Origin of the sequence: Acinetobacter sp. NIPH 1852 (genome assembly GCF_022549455.1) — a bacterium.
In the GTDB taxonomy this organism is placed as follows: Bacteria; Pseudomonadota; Gammaproteobacteria; order Pseudomonadales; family Moraxellaceae; genus Acinetobacter.
Map to the genome: position 1 here is coordinate 20,273 of NZ_JAKZGG010000024.1, position 17,038 is coordinate 37,310.

Genomic DNA, 17,038 nt, shown 5'->3' on the forward strand with positions numbered 1-17,038 from the left:
ATTACTGTTTAGATGCTTCAATTAATTCAATAAAATGATCGAATAATGGAGCACAGTCATGTGGGCCAGGACTCGCTTCAGGGTGACCTTGAAAGCTGAATGCTGGTTTGTCAGTACGATGAATACCTTGGTTTGTACCGTCAAACAGTGAGCGATGAGTCACTTTTAAGTTTGTTGGTAAGGTACTTTCATCAACAGCAAAGCCATGGTTTTGAGAGGTAATCATCACTGTACCTTTCTCAAGATTTTGTACAGGATGGTTGGCACCATGATGACCATGATTCATTTTCATGGTTTTTGCGCCAGAAGCGAGTGCTAAAATTTGATGACCTAAACAAATACCGAACACAGGTAAGTTTGTTGTTTCAACAATGGTTTTTACTGCTGCAATCGCATAATCACATGCTGCTGGATCACCAGGACCATTTGATAAGAACACGCCATCTGGATTTAACGCGAGCACTTGCTCAGCAGGGGTTTGCGCAGGAACAACCGTCAGTTTGCAACCACGGTCCGCAAGCATACGTAAGATGTTGGTTTTGACACCATAATCGTATGCCACAACATGAAACTTCATTTCAGGTTGAGTAAAGCCTTGATTTAAAACCCAAGAGCCTTCAGTCCATTCAAAACCTTCAGGATCACAGCATTCTTTAGCAAGGTCTAAACCAGTCAAGCCGCCAAATGCACGTGCTTTGGCAATTGCTTCTTCTTCTGTAATATTTTCGCCAGCAAGGATGCAACCATTTTGTGCACCTTTGTCACGTAAAATACGTGTCAGTTTGCGTGTATCAATATCAGCAATCGCAACAACATTGTGTTGTTGTAAATACTCACTTAGAGATTGTTCAGCACGGAAATTACTGTGTAATAAAGGAAGATCACGAATAATCAAACCATTCGCCCATACTTTATGGATACGACCTGATTCAACGTCTTCGCTATTACAGCCTGTATTTCCGATATGAGGATAAGTCAGCGTCACAATTTGTTGTGCGTAACTTGGATCAGTCAAAATTTCTTGATAGCCAGTCATGGCGGTATTAAAAACGACTTCACCAGTCGTATTTCCCGATGCACCGATAGACGTTCCTTTAAAGACCGTTCCATCAGCGAGGGCTAAAATGGCGGGGATGCTCAAACCAAAGCTCCTGAACTAAAACCACAAAAATAAGGCTGTAAAAAAGCGAGAAGACATAAAAAAAGGCAGGCTGTCTTTAAAAAAACATGGCCTCCTTCTGGTCTGCTCGCTTATAACTTAACAGCGCATTATACGCATGAGTGTGCCAGAAGTCTATGAGTTTTATTTATTAAAAGTAGGAAATGCTGGATTTCTTTAATTGCGTAGACGTGGATTGGTGTCTATTGCAAAATCCGTCATTTTTAGATCGACATCGTGAGATATTATGCAAATTGTCTAACAATTTATTGGTGGTTTTAGACAAAAGCGTTTTATCTTATCTTTAGCCAAAAAATCAACAATCAGTATAGAGGGGAATCATAATGGCTGAGAATCAAACTACAGCAGCAGCTGAAGAAGTGAAAGACGTTGTTGTTGAAAAAACTGCAAAAGCGAAAGAAGTTGTAGCTGAGAAAACGGCTAAGGCGAAAGAAGTTGTTGCAGAAAAAACAGCAAAAGCAAAAGAAGTGATTGCTGAGACTCAAGAGCAAGCAAAAGAAGTGATTGCTGAGACTCAAGAGCAGGTTAAAGAAGCTTTAGCCGATACTCAAGCAAAAATTGAAACTGAAGCAAAAGAGTTGAATCAAAATATTCAAACTCAACTTACGCAAATCAAGCAAGATATCTTACAGCGTATTGATGTGATCAAGACTCAATTGAACTCGTCTCAAGGTAACTTGGTTGAGCTCAAAAATGCATTGAAAACTGAGTTAAATACTTTAATCGAAGATTTAACCAAAGTGAGCAAAGAGCTTAAAGATGACATCAGTCAAATTTCAGTGAAACATAAAGATACTTTAGTGGATAGCTTTAAGCGTACTAAAGGTCAAGCGGTTGAAGCTTGGAACAAAGTACGTGCAAATTAAGCACTAACGACGTTAGATTAAAAAAGCGAGAAATTTATTTCTCGCTTTTTTTGTTTTAAAATTGATGTAACCAATCTCGTTTATTATGGAAGTCTGCTTGGGGACTACTATGCTGCATCGCAAAATACTGAACGCCTTGAGTGGTGTTCATTACTGCTGTTAAGCCTAAATATAAGTCAGACCATTTTAATTGATGTTGTTGCATAAATTTGGATAAATCTAAGCTGACATTCAAACCATAATGAGTGCGTTGTAAATGATTTAGCTCGATGTCGTATGCTGCAACCGGCGGCATATTTTCAGGAAAGCGGTATTCTTCAAATTGGTACACTTGCCAAGCTTGTGAAGGGGAGAGGTTGATTTCACGATAGAAATCTTGGTCTTTCACACCCACAAAGAGTTCAAAACAAGTGTTTTCCCACAAAAAGTCCTGACGTGGGTGTGCCGCGACTTTTTCTGGATAAATCAAAAACTGATTTGGATCACTCACCCAGAAAGCAACATTTAAGGTTGCTGGGGTTTGCTGCTCAATCGCTCCCACCACAGTAATACTGTGAAAACGATCAAAAGCAGAAAGATCATAACTTGCCATTGCGATTACTGACTTAGATGAGCAAAACGAACGAGGTTAGATAAGTGTTGATTTTGTTTTGCCGCTTTTTTGTAGAGCAAAACGATTTTACCGATCTTTTGTACTGCTTCAGCACCAGTAGCTTCAACAATTGCATCAACCACAGCTGCACGCGCTTCGCGATCTTCACCTGCAATCTTTACTTTAATCAATTCATGATCATTTAACGCACGATGCGCTTCTTCAATTACACTTTCTGTAAGCCCTTGACCACCAATCATGACAACTGGATTAAGTGCATGACCGATTTGACGTAAACGTTTACGTTCATGGATAGATAAAGCTGCCATTGAAAATACCTGATTTGAAAAACGACCTAGTATAGCTTGCATCCCGATTCTAAGATAGATTCAGGATGCAAGCACTTGCGGTAAATGTATGGAAAACTGCTGAAATGAACCATGATGATGATCAAAAAACTGCAAAAGATCGTCGCATTGAATGGCTTCGATACTGTAATAAGCTGAATTTTCACGTACAATGATCAATCAGAGGTTTTTTGAAATTTAGAGAGTTATGGCGACACGCATTACCAATCAAAAATTGTCGAAAAGCAGTCGTGTGTGGATGAGAGAGCACTTAGACGACCCTTTTGTAAAAAAAGCGCAAAAGGAAGGTTATCGTGCACGTGCAGCATATAAGCTACTTGAGATCCAAGAAAAATATAAAATGATCAAGCCGGGTATGACGGTGGTTGATTTAGGTGCAGCACCGGGTAGTTGGTCGCAAATTGCGGGTAAATTGGTCGGCGCGAACGGTTTGGTTGTTGCTTCGGATATTTTAGCAATGGATGCATTGCCCGATGTGACCTTCTTACAAGGTGATTTCCGCGAAGAAGAAGTTTTCGAAAAATTGTTAAATATTTTAAATGGGCGTCAAGTAGATATTGTAATTTCAGATATGGCCCCCAATACATCAGGTAATAAGGCTGTTGATCAACCACGTCAAATTTACTTATGTGAATTGGCTTTGGACTTTGCTCAGAAGGTATTAGGACCGAATGGCCAGTTTTTGGTTAAAGTGTTCCAAGGTACTGGATTTGATGAGTTTAGAAAACAGGTGGTCGATAGTTTTGATGTGTTAAAAACAGCTAAACCAGCGGCGTCGCGTGCTCGATCAAAAGAGGTTTTTTTGATTGGACAAGGTCGTAAAAAGGCCTTGAAATAAAAAGTATACTTGCCAAGTTGTTAAAAATTGTGCATTTTGTACCTTTTAAGTTTTTTGCAACGCAAATTCATTGCTGTTTTTGTGAAGGTCAGCCAAGATTAGGTATGATCAAATTAGATTGATATGGGAATAAAGCCTTGAGCGATTACTTCAAGAATGCCGTATTGTGGCTCGTCATACTCGGTGTTCTGATTTTGATTTTTAGCAACGTCAGTGACCGAAATAAGCCTGCGGCGATGAAATACTCTGATTTCGTTGCAGCGGTGAATGCTGGACAAATTAAACAAGTCACCATTGATGGTTTAAATATCAGTGGTGAAAAAACTGATAGTTCTCCATTTGAGACCGTTCGTCCACAAGTAGAAGACACTCAGTTGCTACCAAGCTTAAACAAACAAAATGTCGTGGTTGAGGGCATCGCGCCACAACGCCAAGGCATTTTGATGCAACTTCTCATCGCAAGTTTCCCAATATTGCTTATTATTTTGTTGTTCATGTTCTTTATGCGCAACATGGGGGGCGGTGCCGGTGGTAAGAACGGCCCAATGAGTTTTGGTAAGTCAAAAGCCAAAATGCTATCTGAAGATCAGATCAAGATCACTTTTGTGGATGTTGCTGGTTGTGATGAAGCAAAACAAGAAGTGGTTGAAATCGTTGATTTCTTAAAAGACCCATCCAAATTTAAACGTCTTGGAGCAACAATTCCACGTGGCGTATTAATGGTTGGTCCTCCTGGTACAGGTAAAACCTTATTAGCGAAAGCAATTGCTGGTGAAGCTAAAGTTCCATTCTTTAGTATTTCAGGTTCTGATTTCGTCGAAATGTTCGTTGGTGTAGGTGCATCGCGTGTTCGTGATATGTTTGAACAAGCAAAACGAAATGCACCATGTATCATCTTTATTGATGAGATTGATGCAGTTGGTCGTCACCGTGGTTCAGGTACAGGTGGTGGTCATGATGAACGTGAGCAAACACTCAACCAAATGTTAGTCGAGATGGACGGTTTTGAGGGCAACGAAGGCGTTATCGTTATTGCTGCAACCAACCGTGCTGATGTTCTCGATAAAGCACTTCTTCGTCCAGGACGTTTTGACCGTCAAGTGATGGTTGGCTTGCCTGACATTCGTGGTCGTGAGCAAATCCTCAACGTACACTTGAAGAAACTTCCTTCTGTGACAGGTGTGGATCTCAAAATCCTTGCACGTGGTACACCAGGATTCTCAGGTGCACAGCTCGCAAACTTAGTCAATGAGGCTGCATTGTTTGCTGCCCGTCGTAATAAAAATACGGTGGATATGCATGACTTTGAAGATGCTAAAGACAAGATTTATATGGGGCCTGAACGTAAATCGATGGTGCTTCGCGAAGAAGAACGTCGTGCTACGGCTTATCATGAAGCAGGACATGCGATTGTTGCTGAAATCTTACCGGGCACAGATCCAGTTCATAAGGTTACAATCATGCCGCGTGGTTGGGCGCTAGGCGTTACTTGGCAGCTTCCTGAACAAGACCAAACTAGTCATTATAAAGACAAGATGCTAAATGAGCTTTCCATTTTATTTGGTGGTCGTATAGCCGAAGAAGTATTCATTAACCAAATGTCTACTGGTGCATCAAATGACTTTGAACGTGCAACCAAAATGGCACGTGCAATGGTGACCAAGTATGGAATGTCTGATGCACTTGGTGTAATGGTGTATGAAGATGAGAACCAAAGTGGATTCTTTGGTAATGTCGGTAGTCGCACCATTTCTGAAGCCACACAACAAAAGGTGGATGAAGAGGTACGCCGTATTCTCGATCAGCAGTACAAAGTTGCTCGTGATATCTTAGAAAGTAATCAAGATATTGCACATGCAATGGTAAAAGCATTGATGGATTGGGAAACCATTGATCGCGATCAAATCCGTGACATCATGGAAGGCCGTGATCCACAACCACCAAAAGTATATGTGGCTGAAAATCCAGTGGCTGATTTTGAACCGCCTAAAGATGGTCCATCTACACCTCCACCATTGCCAGCGATGGGTTAAAAGATTTGAAAATGAAAGAGCGACTTAGGTCGCTCTTTTTTTGTCTTGGTTTTGACCTAAGCTGAAAATAAATCATCAAACATTAAACATTGTTCTTGTTACTATAATGCGATTAAAGTGAGGAGCGTTTTGATGAAGTTGATGCCATTACCACAGCAGCAGTTACAGTGTGGTCGTTTTACATTAGATTTATCTCAGCCTCACATTATGGGAATCCTCAATGTAACACCTGATTCATTTAGCGATGGTGGGCAGTATCATCACCGAGATCAAGCCATCAAACATGCGCTGCAAATGATTGAGGATGGTGCAACTATTATTGATATAGGTGGTGAGTCTACTCGCCCGAATGCATCACCAGTTGCTATAGAAGAAGAAATCCGCCGTGTTATTCCTGTCGTTGAAGCGCTATCAGAATATGATGTGATCATCTCGATTGATACCAGTCAACCTGAAGTCATTCGCGCAGCCATTCAAGCAGGTGCACATATTTGGAATGATGTACGCGCATTAACTCGTCCGCAAGCCTTAGCAACGGCTGCTGAGCTCAACATTCCAGTGGTATTGATGCATATGCGTGGTGAACCAACCAATATGAATCAACTTGATCAGTATGACGATGTCACTGAAGATGTGATAAATGAATTACAACAACGATTAGATCAAGCGCTTGCTGCTGGGATTAGACCTGAACATATAATTCTTGATCCGGGGTTTGGTTTTGCCAAAAACGCACAACAAAATTTCCAACTGCTTAATGCGTTTTGGAAACTGACTCAAATGGGCTATCCAATTTTATCAGGCTTGTCACGGAAGCGTTTTATTGGTGAAGCATTAAATGGTGTTGTCGCCCAAGAGAGAGCGGTCGGTAGTGTGATGGGGCATTTGCTCAGTATTCAACAAGGGGCAAGCATTGTGCGAGCACACGACGTGAAAGCAACAAGTGATGCTGTAAAAGTTTGGAATGCAATGCGTTTAGCATAATTGTTACAGAGAAAGGGTGGAACTAGGGATACATTTAAATACGATGAATCTTTATTTTTGCATACAACAATTTGAATACCGCTATTCATTTGAAAAGACAAAATAAAACTTGGGGATTATAAAATGTATCAAGGCACAAAAATATTTTCACTTTCCTTACTCGGTTGTATGATCGCAGCTTGCCAACCGATGTCGAGTTCTCAGCAACATATGATCGGGGTGGGAGTATATGAACTGGCTCAAGCACCAAGTTTTGCACAGGCTGTTATGCCTATCCCCATATCGGAACAGCAGCGCCTAGAACAAGATACAGAGCAGTACCAAAAAAATGAAGTCAACCCTGTTGTTCGTGTGAGCCAGCAACCTATTTCCACCTTTAGTATAGATGTCGATACAGGTAGTTATAGTAATACGCGCCGTTTTTTAAATAACGGACGCTTACCACCTGTAGATGCTGTGCGCGTAGAGGAAATGCTGAATTATTTTGATTATCAGTATCCACAGCCTGTAGGTGTGCATCCATTTTCTGTGACCACTGAAACCGTAGATTCACCATGGAAACAAAATGCCAAACTCATCAAAATCGGGATTCAGGCCAAGGATTTAGCACTTGCACAACTGCCACCTGCAAATTTAGTTTTCCTTGTAGATGTATCGGGGAGTATGAGTGCGCCAGATAAGTTGCCATTGGTGAAGCAAACATTACGCTTGTTGACTGAACAATTACGACCACAAGATAAAGTCACGATTATTACCTACGCCAGTGGTGAAAAACTGGTGCTTAAACCGACTTCAGGTGATCAAAAAGATAAGATTTTAGCTGTTATTAATGCATTAAAAGCAAATGGTGCAACCGCTGGCGAGCAGGCGATCCAACTGGCATATCAGCAAGCTGAGAAAGCTTTTGTGAAAAATGGGATTAACCGTATTTTACTGGCAACAGATGGTGACTTTAATGTGGGGATCACCGACTTTAATACTTTAAAAGGTATGGTGGCTGAAAAGCGCAAAAGTGGTATTTCTTTAACAACGCTGGGTTTTGGTACTGGAAATTATAACGAACAGTTAATGGAACAATTGGCCGATGCAGGTGATGGCAATTATAGCTATATCGATAATAAAAATGAGGCCAAAAAAGTAGTTCAGCGTCAGCTTTCATCGACACTTGCAACGGTTGCGCAAGATGTCAAAATTCAGGTCGAGTTTAATCCTGCAACGGTCAAAGAGTATCGTCTGGTTGGTTATGAAAATCGCATGTTGAAACAAGAAGATTTTAATAATGATAAAGTAGATGCAGGGGATATCGGTGCAGGGCATCGTGTGACCGCATTTTATGAAATTATTCCCGTGGGTCAGCAGGGCTGGTTAAATGACTCGCGCTATCAAGCACAGACAAAGATCGATGCTGCTAAAAAATCAGAATACGCTTTTGTGAATTTACGCTATAAGCTACCGAATCAAGACAAGAGTATTTTATTGAATCAAGCCGTGAAAATGGGCAGTAAACCGCTTGCCCAAGCGCATAGTGATACTCGTTTTGCGGTCGCTGTTGCCTCTTATGCCCAACAACTCAAAGGTGGGCAATACAATGGTTCAGTCGGATGGGATCAGATTATTCAACTGGCACAACAGTCTGCTCAACCTGACCCGTATCAAATGCGTGAGGAGTTTGTCGAACTTGCTAAAATTGCTAAAAGTTTAAGCGCTAAAAAAGATTGAATATTCATGTTATAAAAGTGGTCGGTAACGATGAGTTAACCGACCATGAATAGTACTTATTTATAGCATGATGGAATAACAATCACGATGAAAACACCATTAATTAGATCAAGTGAATTAAGCGAACTCAATAACTGTAATGTCTGGTTGAAAATGGAGTCTGCTCAGCCTACAGGTTCTTTTAAACAAAGAAGTATCGGCAATGCTTGTCTAAAATACGTAGAAAAAGGGGCAAAGAAATTCATTAGCTCTTCTGGTGGCAATGCAGGTATTTCAGTCGCTTATATGGGAAAAGTACTTAATATCCCTGTCACTGTTATTGTGCCTAAAACGACTTCGCAAAAAGCGATTGATTTAATGCTGCAACAAGAAGCCGAGGTGATTGTCCAAGGTGAGTCTTGGGTGGAGGCCAATGAACTGGCACTTTCATTGGTGAATGATGAGGCTGTTTATATCCATCCCTTCGATGATCAATATTTATGGGATGGTGTTGCAACGATTATTGATGAAGTCGTTGCAGACGGCATCTATCCGAATGCTGTCATTTTATCAGTAGGAGGAGGCAGTTTAATCTCTGGAATTCATCAAGGTTTAAAACGGAATCATCTAGATATTCCAATTTATGCGATTGAAACGGATGGAACAGCTTCTTTGAATACCGCAATGAAGATGGGCAAGCATATAAAGCTAGATGAAGTGACGGGGATTGCAACAACACTTGCAGCAAAACAAGTCTGTGAAAATGCCTTTTTAATTTCGCAAAGTGAAAATGTTCAAGGTATGACTGTTTCGGATCAAGACGCGGTAACTGCATGTCTGAAATTTTTAGATGATCATCGAACATTGGTTGAGCCAGCTTGTGGCGCAACATTATCCATTCTGTATGATAAAAAAATTAGCTTTGCACCAACAGAGGATGTACTGGTGATCGTATGTGGTGGCGCATCTATTACCTTTGAACAACTTTCAAAATATGCTGAGCAATTTTCTGTACAAACAGTGGCTTAAATGTATCAATTAGCTTTAGCAATATTTTTCCTTATCCCTACAATGGGATAGGTTGAAATCGAATAAGGTTAATTGATCTAGAGTGGTCGGAAAAACCGCTTTTTTTATGCCTAAATATCGTGATTTTTGCGGGATTGTGGTATAAGCATGGCGTTTTATTGGCATATTATTTTTTATGTTTGAAAATTTACTCCTCCCCATGTTTGATGATGAATATTATCCCGATATTCTGGTTGCTGAAGTCAAACAACATATTCATCAGTTCGCAAAAAAAGTCAGTCGTTCTGGCTTATCTGAAACTGAGATTTATCGTTTTGCGAATCTGACTATCATCGAAATTAATGAAATGAAACCGCAGTTCGAAGAGCTGGATTCATCTTTAGATGATGCTGCGGCGGATTATATTGCTGAAGCAATGATGATGATCGTGCAAGAAGCGGGTTATTTCGATATTGAAATGGAAGAATTAATTGTGAATCGAGAGTGGTAGATGTCACTCTCGATCTTCAATTTCAAATAAAATTTCTAATGAGAATCTATCCATAGTTTGGGTAAAATAATTTGTCCTGAAACCCAAGCTTCTATTTTAGCTTGTTGAAATTTTTGATAATAAATACTTTCGCTATTGATCAGTAAACCCAAGGTATCACCCTGTTTCAGCTCCCCATTTATACTCGGTAGCTCAATGCTTTGTAGTGATTTATTGCGATCTGCTAAGTCTAAGGTAATCTGATCATAAATTTGTTTTCTGCCTTGATTAAAAGGGGCGGTTTGTTCATTTAAAACAACATATTTTCCCGTTTCTTTAGATTTTACTGCAACAGATATAAATAACACGGGATCACTTGATTCAGTTTTTGCTTCGACATTTAAGCTTAAGCGAGGCGCACCAGTGATATGCGTAACTTGCTGTGCCACATGAATCGGGACAAATACAGCTTGGGTTGTGGTTGCTGCGATCCATGTTCTATTTAGTGTGTAGGAGGTGGTTGGGTTTAAATCAGTGAGATGTGTGACTGGGCTATGATCCACGCATAATTCAGGCAGTTGCATTTTGGGTGTTTTATCTTTTAACTTCTGATCGAACCACATTAAGATCGTATCTTGCAAGTTATGGTCTTGTTTGTCGCTACAACGCACAGATTTTCCGATATACCAGAAAGGTGTTTGACCTGATGGCGACTGTTGTGCCAATGGTTGCAGATGTCCGCCTTGTACCCCGATTAAATGGACTTTGTGCCGCGCCTGTTTGATACATTCAGCGGCTTTTACGCCCTCATTGAACGGGAATAATATATCTCTAAATCCTTGAATAATCAGTGCATCTGCTTGAGGTGCTTGGTCATGTTCACAAAACCAGCGCGCTTGATGTGTTTTTAGAAAATCATAAGATGATGCATTGAGTTGCCCTTGTTGTGTTTCTCGATAGGCTTGTTTAAGTTCGGGGTCAAATTTATTCCAATTCCACCAATCGCCGATTAAATTTAAGAAACCAATCCAGTTGCTTTTAGGAACACCATTTGGCGCAAGACTATTTATGAGATCATACCAAGTGGTAATCGGAACAATCGCTTGTAAGCGTGGGTCCAATGCCGATGCGAGATACTGTACGCCACCTGCATAAGACTCACCGATCATGCCAGCACGAACGCCGTTTTGGTTTTCTGCCAATTGAGGCAGGTGCTTTTCAGCCCAGTTCAGAATGCTAATCACATCCTGTGCTTCTTTATCTGGATCAGCCAGACGGATTTTACCTTGACTATTACCATGCCCCCGCTGGTCATAACTAATCACCCAATAGCCTTGTTTCCATGCAGTTTTGGCGACTTGTCCAGTAGGCAATAGAAAGCCATATAAACTCAGTTCAGGACGCTTCATCCGAGATAAACCAAAGCCATGGGTATGTATGAGTAAAGGTGCTGTTTGTCCAACTTTTAAATGCGGCTGATAGACAGTAAAAGCCAACACTGTTCCATCCGAGCTGATGGTTTTGGCCTGATAATAACGCTGCTTTAACTCGACTGTTTTCTGATGCGCGTGAATGGGCGTCGGTGAGTGATAAGCACAACCTTGTATGATTAACGCAAAGCTCAAAAATATCCATAAAAGGTAAGTACGCATAGATTCTTTCATCCTTGAATAAATCTTTGAGAAGTCTAATGATCAGATACTATAATCTAAAGTGATAGATCATTTTACTGATCTATCACTTTTACTGTCTTATACATTAGGTGATTGCTTGCGATATGCATATAAAAATAGACCACAGCATAGGCATATCAAGCCAATAATTAAATGCGAACTGAGTGGCTCATGGTTGAGCGTGATTCCCCAAAGTGTTGCCAATACAGGAGTTATGATCATGATGAGCATCACTGTAGTCGGATTCAGTTTTTGAATTAAATGATAATAAAAAATCATAGCAAGGACTGAGGAAAATAATGCGCTATACAGCAATGCCATAGTGGCTTGTGGACTTGGCAGTTGTGTTGGAATTTCTGAGATAAAAAAGGGTAATAAACAGAGGTAGCCGATCCATGAAATTAAGGTCGAGCCAGCGGTTTGAGTAATTGGATGAACCTCTGCACCTACTTTTGCAACGGCTAACATCGAGAGTACATATAGCAAAACCGCAATAATTTCATAGACAATGCCGAGCATATCGAGCTGAACATCATCTGTAGCTAAACCCATTGTCAGTATTAAGCCGAGAAAGGCTAGAATTAAACCGCACCATTGACGTGGGTGAAAGTGCTCACGTTTTAAAATAAAGACTGCAATCAAACCCGACCATAATGGTGCTGTGCCATAAATAATTGAAATCATACCCGATGGCACACGTGTCGCGCCCATATAACAAAAAGTCATAGAACCAAATAACCCAATTGCACTTGCTGTATAACTGGTGATTGCTTTGAAATTTATGCTGAGTTTGAGTCCAAAGTAAAACAGACAAATAAAGGTAAGTGGAATGGCGAGACTGTATCGTAGAAACAAACCCCAAGCCCAATGAATATCTTGCACTGTCCATACCGCTGCTAACGGGGTAAATGACCAAATGAGAACAACTGCAATAAATTGACCGACTGGCGCAGGGCGTGGGGAAGTAGCGGCGACAGTCGGTTGTATCTGTGGCGGGGATATAAAACTTTTTTCATGCAATTGTGACATGGGGGGCTCCAGTAATAACAGTAGGTTTGAATGTTCAGAAATCAAGGCGAAAAAAAGGCCGCCATTGAGGCGACCTATGTTTCATGTCATGTTATTTTTTAACGCGTCATCGGATCAAATAACATTGCAAAGCCTCCTCGTATAGACATGCACACACGTCGCCACATTGCATTGGAGAGAATGCAATCTGCGATACATGCGAGATCCAGAGCGGGGACTTTGTTCATGTGAGTTATATTAAAAATAAGCTTAAGATTTTTATAGCATAAGGTCTGAATAAAAAATAGTCATTGTTCTCAATAAGCTTGAAAATATATCAATGCAGCTTGAAGATTTATAGTTGCTTAAATTTAAGATCTTTTCATAATGACATTATTCGATATTTAAACAGAAGTTTTCCCTTGTCTCCTTTAGAAATCATTGCCGTCTTGATGAGTATTATCGGTGTCACCTTGACCATTCAACGTCATATGTGGTGTTGGGGTTTCAATATTTTGGCTTGTGCATTGTACGCTTATCTTTTTTTCGCCTATAAATTGTATGCCGAAACCATTCTGCAATTCTTCTTTATCGCATTCAATTGCTATGGTTTTTATTTTTGGTTAAAAGGTAAACGTCAAGACCATGAGATTCGGATTGAGCCGATCGGCATTCAAATGGCAATTGCTCAAATCTGTTTGGCTGCAATGGGCGGGTTATTATTGGGTCTCATTTTAAAGCATTTTACGGATGCTGCTGTGCCGATGTTAGATTCTCAGCTTGCTGCATTTAGTTTACTTGCAACCTATTGGACCAGCCAAAAACATATTGCAACTTGGCTACTTTGGATCTTTGTGGACATCGTTTATGTGGGCATGTTTATTTATAAAGAACTGTTTTTAACAGCAGCTTTATATGCCGCATTTGTGGGCTTGGCGACTTATGGCTGGTGGCAGTGGCAACAGGTGCAACGAAAGCAGTTGATGAAACAAGCATAAATAAGGACAGCCGAGTTTGGCTGTCCTTATGATTGAGTGATTCGATTATTTAGACGGTGTTGCGAGATATTCTTTTACTGCTTGACGTGCAATCGCTGGATCATCAGCAAATACACCATCCACACCCGCTTTGAAATAAAGCTGTAATTCTTTGATTGATCCTGTTGGACAACGCTCGGCTGCTTTTGATGCTTCAGCACTACATTTTAAAGTCTCAGGTAAGAAGTTATTTTCTGGACGGAATGTATATGGATGTACTTTCAGGCCGACTTGATGAGCATCAGGAATAAACGACGTGGTTTCGGTCATGGCTGCATCTTTAAAGATATAAGGCTTCCACGGCCCAACGCCATTTGCATAGGTTGCAACATCTTTTAAGCCTTGTGCTGTCGCCATATCCGCATAGGTGGTTGAGATATTTTGCGCAACATAATCTGCTGGTTGTGCTGTTTTCTCATCATACAGTTGGATGAGCTGAGCATGTTTGATACTTTTATGTAGATCAAGCTGTTGTTTTAAATATTTTAAATTGCTCACTTCAAATGACTGTAAATAGATCGGGGCAATGTCACGGCTATATTTATATTTGGCTAATGTTTTTAGCAATGTATCTTCCATTGCCAAATTCTGTTTTTGGAAAAAAGTTGGGTGTTTGGTTTCGATATATAAACCAATGATTTTACCTGTTTTTTTATAATGCGCTTCAGCCAGTTCAATGATTTGCTCTAAGGTTGGTATGTGATATAAATCATTGTATTGTTGATTGGCTGGTCGATATTGTGGAATACGTTCACGCGCTTTAAGTTGTTGTAGTTCTTTGAGGCTAAAGTCCTCGGTGAACCAACCTTCAAAAGTGACGCCGTCAATGATTTTTGTGGTTTTACGATCGGAAAATTCTGGCAGGCTGGCAACATTGGTGGTACCGCTGATTTCATTTTCATGGCGGGCGATCAAAACACCATCTTTGGTTGAGACCAGATCAGGTTCAATAAAATCTGCGCCATCATCAATCGCTTTTTGATAAGCCTCAAGGGTATGTTCAGGTCGAAGTGCACTTGCGCCACGATGTCCGACCACTAAAATTTGTGGCAATTGATATTGTGGTTGATTGGCGTTGGATGACGCATTGTCATCATTGTTACAACCCACAAGGCCGATCAGACAGAGACTCGCGACTGTTTGCTTTAACATACATAAACTCATGTGTTTTTATTTGAGTCATTAGTGTGCTGATTGAATTTATCAAATGGATGACAAAGAGATGATCATTTGATGAAATTACAAATAATTTTTAGATAAAACAATCGAAATTGAGTATCCAATTTTACTCAATGTTAAAAAGAATATTCTATCAATCAAAATCTAATGCTTTTTTTCCCAATAGGGCCAGTTGATTTCAGGGCTAAAGTGATAATCTTTGTCTAGCCAATAGGACTGGGGTGGGGCATATTTATCTTTGAGTCCCATGATTTGCATGAGATTATTATCGAGTTCAGCGGTGTTGATGGTTTGAGTTCGATCTACACCTGTTGATGGCATATGGTCATACCACATAATGACTGGAACTTGATAACCAGCCTTGGTATTTGGACTATGTCCGGCATAATCCATCTCATGACCAACTTCATTACCGTGATCTGAAACAACGGTAAATGATCTAAAGTCTTGGTTCTTTTCAGCGATAAGTTTATCTAAAATCTGAGCCAATAAACTGTCTTGATACAAGATCGCATTGTCGTAGTGGTTACGCATAGAACGTATCCATGGATCAATATCATTTTTCTTGAGTAGCATTTCGACCGCATCATTACTGTCAGCGCTAAACTTATTGAAAGCCGCAGGATAGCGTTCTTTATAGTTTGGATGTGTGCCAATCATATGAAGAATGATTAACTTTTTAGGCTCAGGGTCTGCAAGGGCTTGCGCGTAAGCAGGGATGAGATTTTCATCTAAAGAGGTGCTGCTACGCCCAGAACGTGTATTTTTATACACGGCTTTATCCGCATAAGAACCGAACAATGAGGAAAGGTAAATATCATCTTGATTGCTGAGCCAGTAAATTTTATAACCCGCTGCTTTTGCATAAGCAAGTATGCTTTCGGGTGAGTAACGATCATGTTCAGACGCAGGACTTTCAGTTAAGAGTACTCGTAATGCATTAATGGTTGAGGGCGATGGTGAAAAAGCATTACAAAACACTTTAATTTGGTTGATTCTTTTTGAAAGCTCTGGTGTGGTGTCTCGCGTATAACCACATAGGCCGAGATCAAGACTGGTAATACTTTCAGACAAGACCAATACATGGGTTTGTTTCTGTCTAGTTGGATCTACAACGATTAGATTTTGTTTCGCACTACGATCCCATTGATGGTGAACATCTTTATGTTTTGTGATTCGATCTCTGAAGTTTTCAATTTTTTCCTGATAATTACTCCAAAATACAATCGGATGAACGTTACGTGATGGTTTCATCAGATAGCAAGTCAAAGTAAGAAGGACCAAAAAGATGATCCATGCACGATAAAAATGGCTGTGCCAAAGTTGTTTGAAGTTTTCAGTTTTTAAATACTTAAACGCAATATAGTGATAGGCGATCGTCAGCGAAACTAAACCTACCAGCACAGCAATAATGCTGATCGCGTGAAGCTGGAAAAACTCCCAAGTTTCGGTATAACTGGTATTTGCAATCGCTTCAATAATAAAATAGGCTTCATTGTCACTGCTAAATAAAATCCAAGTACTGGAGCGTAACAGTGAGTCGAACCAGAAAATCAGCCACCAAATGATGGACAGAATATACCAAGATTTTTTATTTTGAATGGCTGCCAAATATAAAAAAATTGCACCGGGTAGTGATAAAAAACCAAGTCTTAAGCCATCAGACAAGTTACCTGAAAAAATTAATAAACCGCCAGTAATCAAAGCTGGTAGCAAAATGAATAAGAGAATATTAAAGTTCTTCAGAGTGACCTTCATAGATGTTTAATAAGATTAGGAGCGCAATAAGCGTGCTACTATCGGTTTTAGATTCGCTGTTGTCAATCTGAATTTAGGAACTCATTGATCGCAAAGTAATTTCAATTTCTCATTTTTTTAGTTGTTTGAATTTAATCAGTTTATTTTGCTATGGATCTGTTTTAATGTGCGTGAAAAATCCATAATTTCTTCGTAATTCTGGCTTTTTGCAATGATATGTTAATAGGGATAGTGTTTCCTTATTGGCTCAGTAATGATCAGCGTTTATATTTGCCAATTTTATCTATCTTTTTGACAAATTGACTGTTTCAGGAATGGAATGAACA

Annotated in this window: 15 protein-coding genes; 8 read left to right on the forward strand and 7 right to left on the reverse strand. The window is 40.0% G+C overall.

What is annotated here, in order from left to right:
• Nucleotide 1: 1 nt before the first annotated feature.
• Complete coding sequence (carA, locus tag MMO38_RS15095) at nt 2-1,141, reverse strand: glutamine-hydrolyzing carbamoyl-phosphate synthase small subunit (RefSeq protein ID WP_121928563.1); 1,140 nt, start codon at nt 1,139-1,141, stop codon at nt 2-4.
• Nucleotides 1,142-1,503: 362 nt separating this feature from the next.
• Between carA and MMO38_RS15100 the strand changes: the two genes are divergently transcribed.
• Nucleotides 1,504-2,046: a hypothetical protein gene (locus MMO38_RS15100; protein WP_004669149.1), complete on the forward strand. Its 543-nt coding sequence runs from the start codon at nt 1,504-1,506 to the stop codon at nt 2,044-2,046.
• Between the two features lie 55 nt (nt 2,047-2,101).
• On the opposite strand, the gene MMO38_RS15105 is transcribed toward MMO38_RS15100, so the two are convergent.
• Nucleotides 2,102-2,638, reverse strand: coding sequence for a DOMON-like domain-containing protein (locus MMO38_RS15105; protein ID WP_241324056.1), 537 nt, complete (start codon nt 2,636-2,638; stop codon nt 2,102-2,104).
• Between the two features lie 5 nt (nt 2,639-2,643).
• A complete protein-coding gene (gene yhbY, locus MMO38_RS15110; RefSeq protein WP_004669144.1) occupies nt 2,644-2,967 on the reverse strand; it encodes a ribosome assembly RNA-binding protein YhbY in 324 nt (107 codons plus the stop codon).
• A gap of 226 nt (nt 2,968-3,193) precedes the next feature.
• Here yhbY and rlmE point away from each other — a divergent pair, with 226 nt between their 5' ends.
• The 6 genes from rlmE to MMO38_RS15140 all read left to right on the forward strand — a co-directional run bounded on the left by rlmE (nt 3,194) and on the right by MMO38_RS15140 (nt 10,078).
• Nucleotides 3,194-3,844 (forward strand): 23S rRNA (uridine(2552)-2'-O)-methyltransferase RlmE, encoded by a 651-nt coding sequence (rlmE, locus tag MMO38_RS15115; RefSeq protein ID WP_004669142.1) that lies wholly within the window; start codon nt 3,194-3,196, stop codon nt 3,842-3,844.
• A gap of 137 nt (nt 3,845-3,981) precedes the next feature.
• Nucleotides 3,982-5,877: an ATP-dependent zinc metalloprotease FtsH gene (ftsH, locus tag MMO38_RS15120; protein WP_005195612.1), complete on the forward strand. Its 1,896-nt coding sequence runs from the start codon at nt 3,982-3,984 to the stop codon at nt 5,875-5,877.
• A gap of 132 nt (nt 5,878-6,009) precedes the next feature.
• Nucleotides 6,010-6,861: a dihydropteroate synthase gene (gene folP, locus MMO38_RS15125; RefSeq protein WP_241324057.1), complete on the forward strand. Its 852-nt coding sequence runs from the start codon at nt 6,010-6,012 to the stop codon at nt 6,859-6,861.
• A gap of 123 nt (nt 6,862-6,984) precedes the next feature.
• Nucleotides 6,985-8,580 (forward strand): VWA domain-containing protein, encoded by a 1,596-nt coding sequence (locus tag MMO38_RS15130; protein WP_241324058.1) that lies wholly within the window; start codon nt 6,985-6,987, stop codon nt 8,578-8,580.
• An 87-nt stretch (nt 8,581-8,667) separates the two neighbouring features.
• A complete protein-coding gene (locus MMO38_RS15135; RefSeq protein ID WP_241324059.1) occupies nt 8,668-9,588 on the forward strand; it encodes a pyridoxal-phosphate dependent enzyme in 921 nt (306 codons plus the stop codon).
• A gap of 175 nt (nt 9,589-9,763) precedes the next feature.
• Entirely contained in the window at nt 9,764-10,078 is a 315-nt protein-coding gene (locus MMO38_RS15140) for a DUF5713 family protein (RefSeq protein ID WP_241324060.1), read from the forward strand.
• 35 nt (nt 10,079-10,113) lie between these two features.
• On the opposite strand, the gene MMO38_RS15145 is transcribed toward MMO38_RS15140, so the two are convergent.
• Nucleotides 10,114-11,709, reverse strand: a complete 1,596-nt coding sequence (locus MMO38_RS15145; RefSeq protein WP_241324061.1) for a CocE/NonD family hydrolase — start codon at nt 11,707-11,709, stop codon at nt 10,114-10,116.
• A gap of 99 nt (nt 11,710-11,808) precedes the next feature.
• Nucleotides 11,809-12,759, reverse strand: a complete 951-nt coding sequence (locus MMO38_RS15150; RefSeq protein ID WP_241324062.1) for a DMT family transporter — start codon at nt 12,757-12,759, stop codon at nt 11,809-11,811.
• Between the two features lie 401 nt (nt 12,760-13,160).
• On the opposite strand from MMO38_RS15150, the gene pnuC reads away from it, so the two are divergent.
• Nucleotides 13,161-13,736 (forward strand): nicotinamide riboside transporter PnuC, encoded by a 576-nt coding sequence (gene pnuC / locus MMO38_RS15155; RefSeq protein WP_277602883.1) that lies wholly within the window; start codon nt 13,161-13,163, stop codon nt 13,734-13,736.
• Between the two features lie 45 nt (nt 13,737-13,781).
• On the opposite strand, the gene MMO38_RS15160 is transcribed toward pnuC, so the two are convergent.
• Together MMO38_RS15160 and MMO38_RS15165 are read right to left on the reverse strand one after the other, a co-directional pair.
• The gene (locus tag MMO38_RS15160; protein WP_241324063.1) at nt 13,782-14,927 is read right to left on the reverse strand and encodes a glycerophosphodiester phosphodiesterase; all 1,146 of its coding nucleotides are present in this window, start codon (nt 14,925-14,927) and stop codon (nt 13,782-13,784) included.
• Between the two features lie 171 nt (nt 14,928-15,098).
• Complete coding sequence (locus MMO38_RS15165) at nt 15,099-16,712, reverse strand: phosphoethanolamine transferase (protein WP_241324064.1); 1,614 nt, start codon at nt 16,710-16,712, stop codon at nt 15,099-15,101.
• Nucleotides 16,713-17,038: the final 326 nt, after the last annotated feature.

Excerpts from the sequence above, each read along its gene's own strand:
- MMO38_RS15100 (WP_004669149.1), top strand. The coding sequence starts at position 1,504 with ATGGCTGAGAATCAAACTACAGCAGCAGCTGAAGAAGTGAAAGACGTT.
- MMO38_RS15105 (WP_241324056.1), bottom strand. The coding sequence starts at position 2,638 with ATGGCAAGTTATGATCTTTCTGCTTTTGATCGTTTTCACAGTATTACT.
- yhbY (WP_004669144.1), bottom strand. The coding sequence starts at position 2,967 with ATGGCAGCTTTATCTATCCATGAACGTAAACGTTTACGTCAAATCGGT.
- rlmE (WP_004669142.1), top strand. The coding sequence starts at position 3,194 with ATGGCGACACGCATTACCAATCAAAAATTGTCGAAAAGCAGTCGTGTG.
- folP (WP_241324057.1), top strand. The coding sequence starts at position 6,010 with ATGAAGTTGATGCCATTACCACAGCAGCAGTTACAGTGTGGTCGTTTT.
- MMO38_RS15130 (WP_241324058.1), top strand. The coding sequence starts at position 6,985 with ATGTATCAAGGCACAAAAATATTTTCACTTTCCTTACTCGGTTGTATG.
- MMO38_RS15135 (WP_241324059.1), top strand. The coding sequence starts at position 8,668 with ATGAAAACACCATTAATTAGATCAAGTGAATTAAGCGAACTCAATAAC.
- MMO38_RS15140 (WP_241324060.1), top strand. The coding sequence starts at position 9,764 with ATGTTTGAAAATTTACTCCTCCCCATGTTTGATGATGAATATTATCCC.
- MMO38_RS15145 (WP_241324061.1), bottom strand. The coding sequence starts at position 11,709 with ATGCGTACTTACCTTTTATGGATATTTTTGAGCTTTGCGTTAATCATA.
- MMO38_RS15150 (WP_241324062.1), bottom strand. The coding sequence starts at position 12,759 with ATGTCACAATTGCATGAAAAAAGTTTTATATCCCCGCCACAGATACAA.
- MMO38_RS15160 (WP_241324063.1), bottom strand. The coding sequence starts at position 14,927 with ATGTTAAAGCAAACAGTCGCGAGTCTCTGTCTGATCGGCCTTGTGGGT.
- MMO38_RS15165 (WP_241324064.1), bottom strand. The coding sequence starts at position 16,712 with ATGAAGGTCACTCTGAAGAACTTTAATATTCTCTTATTCATTTTGCTA.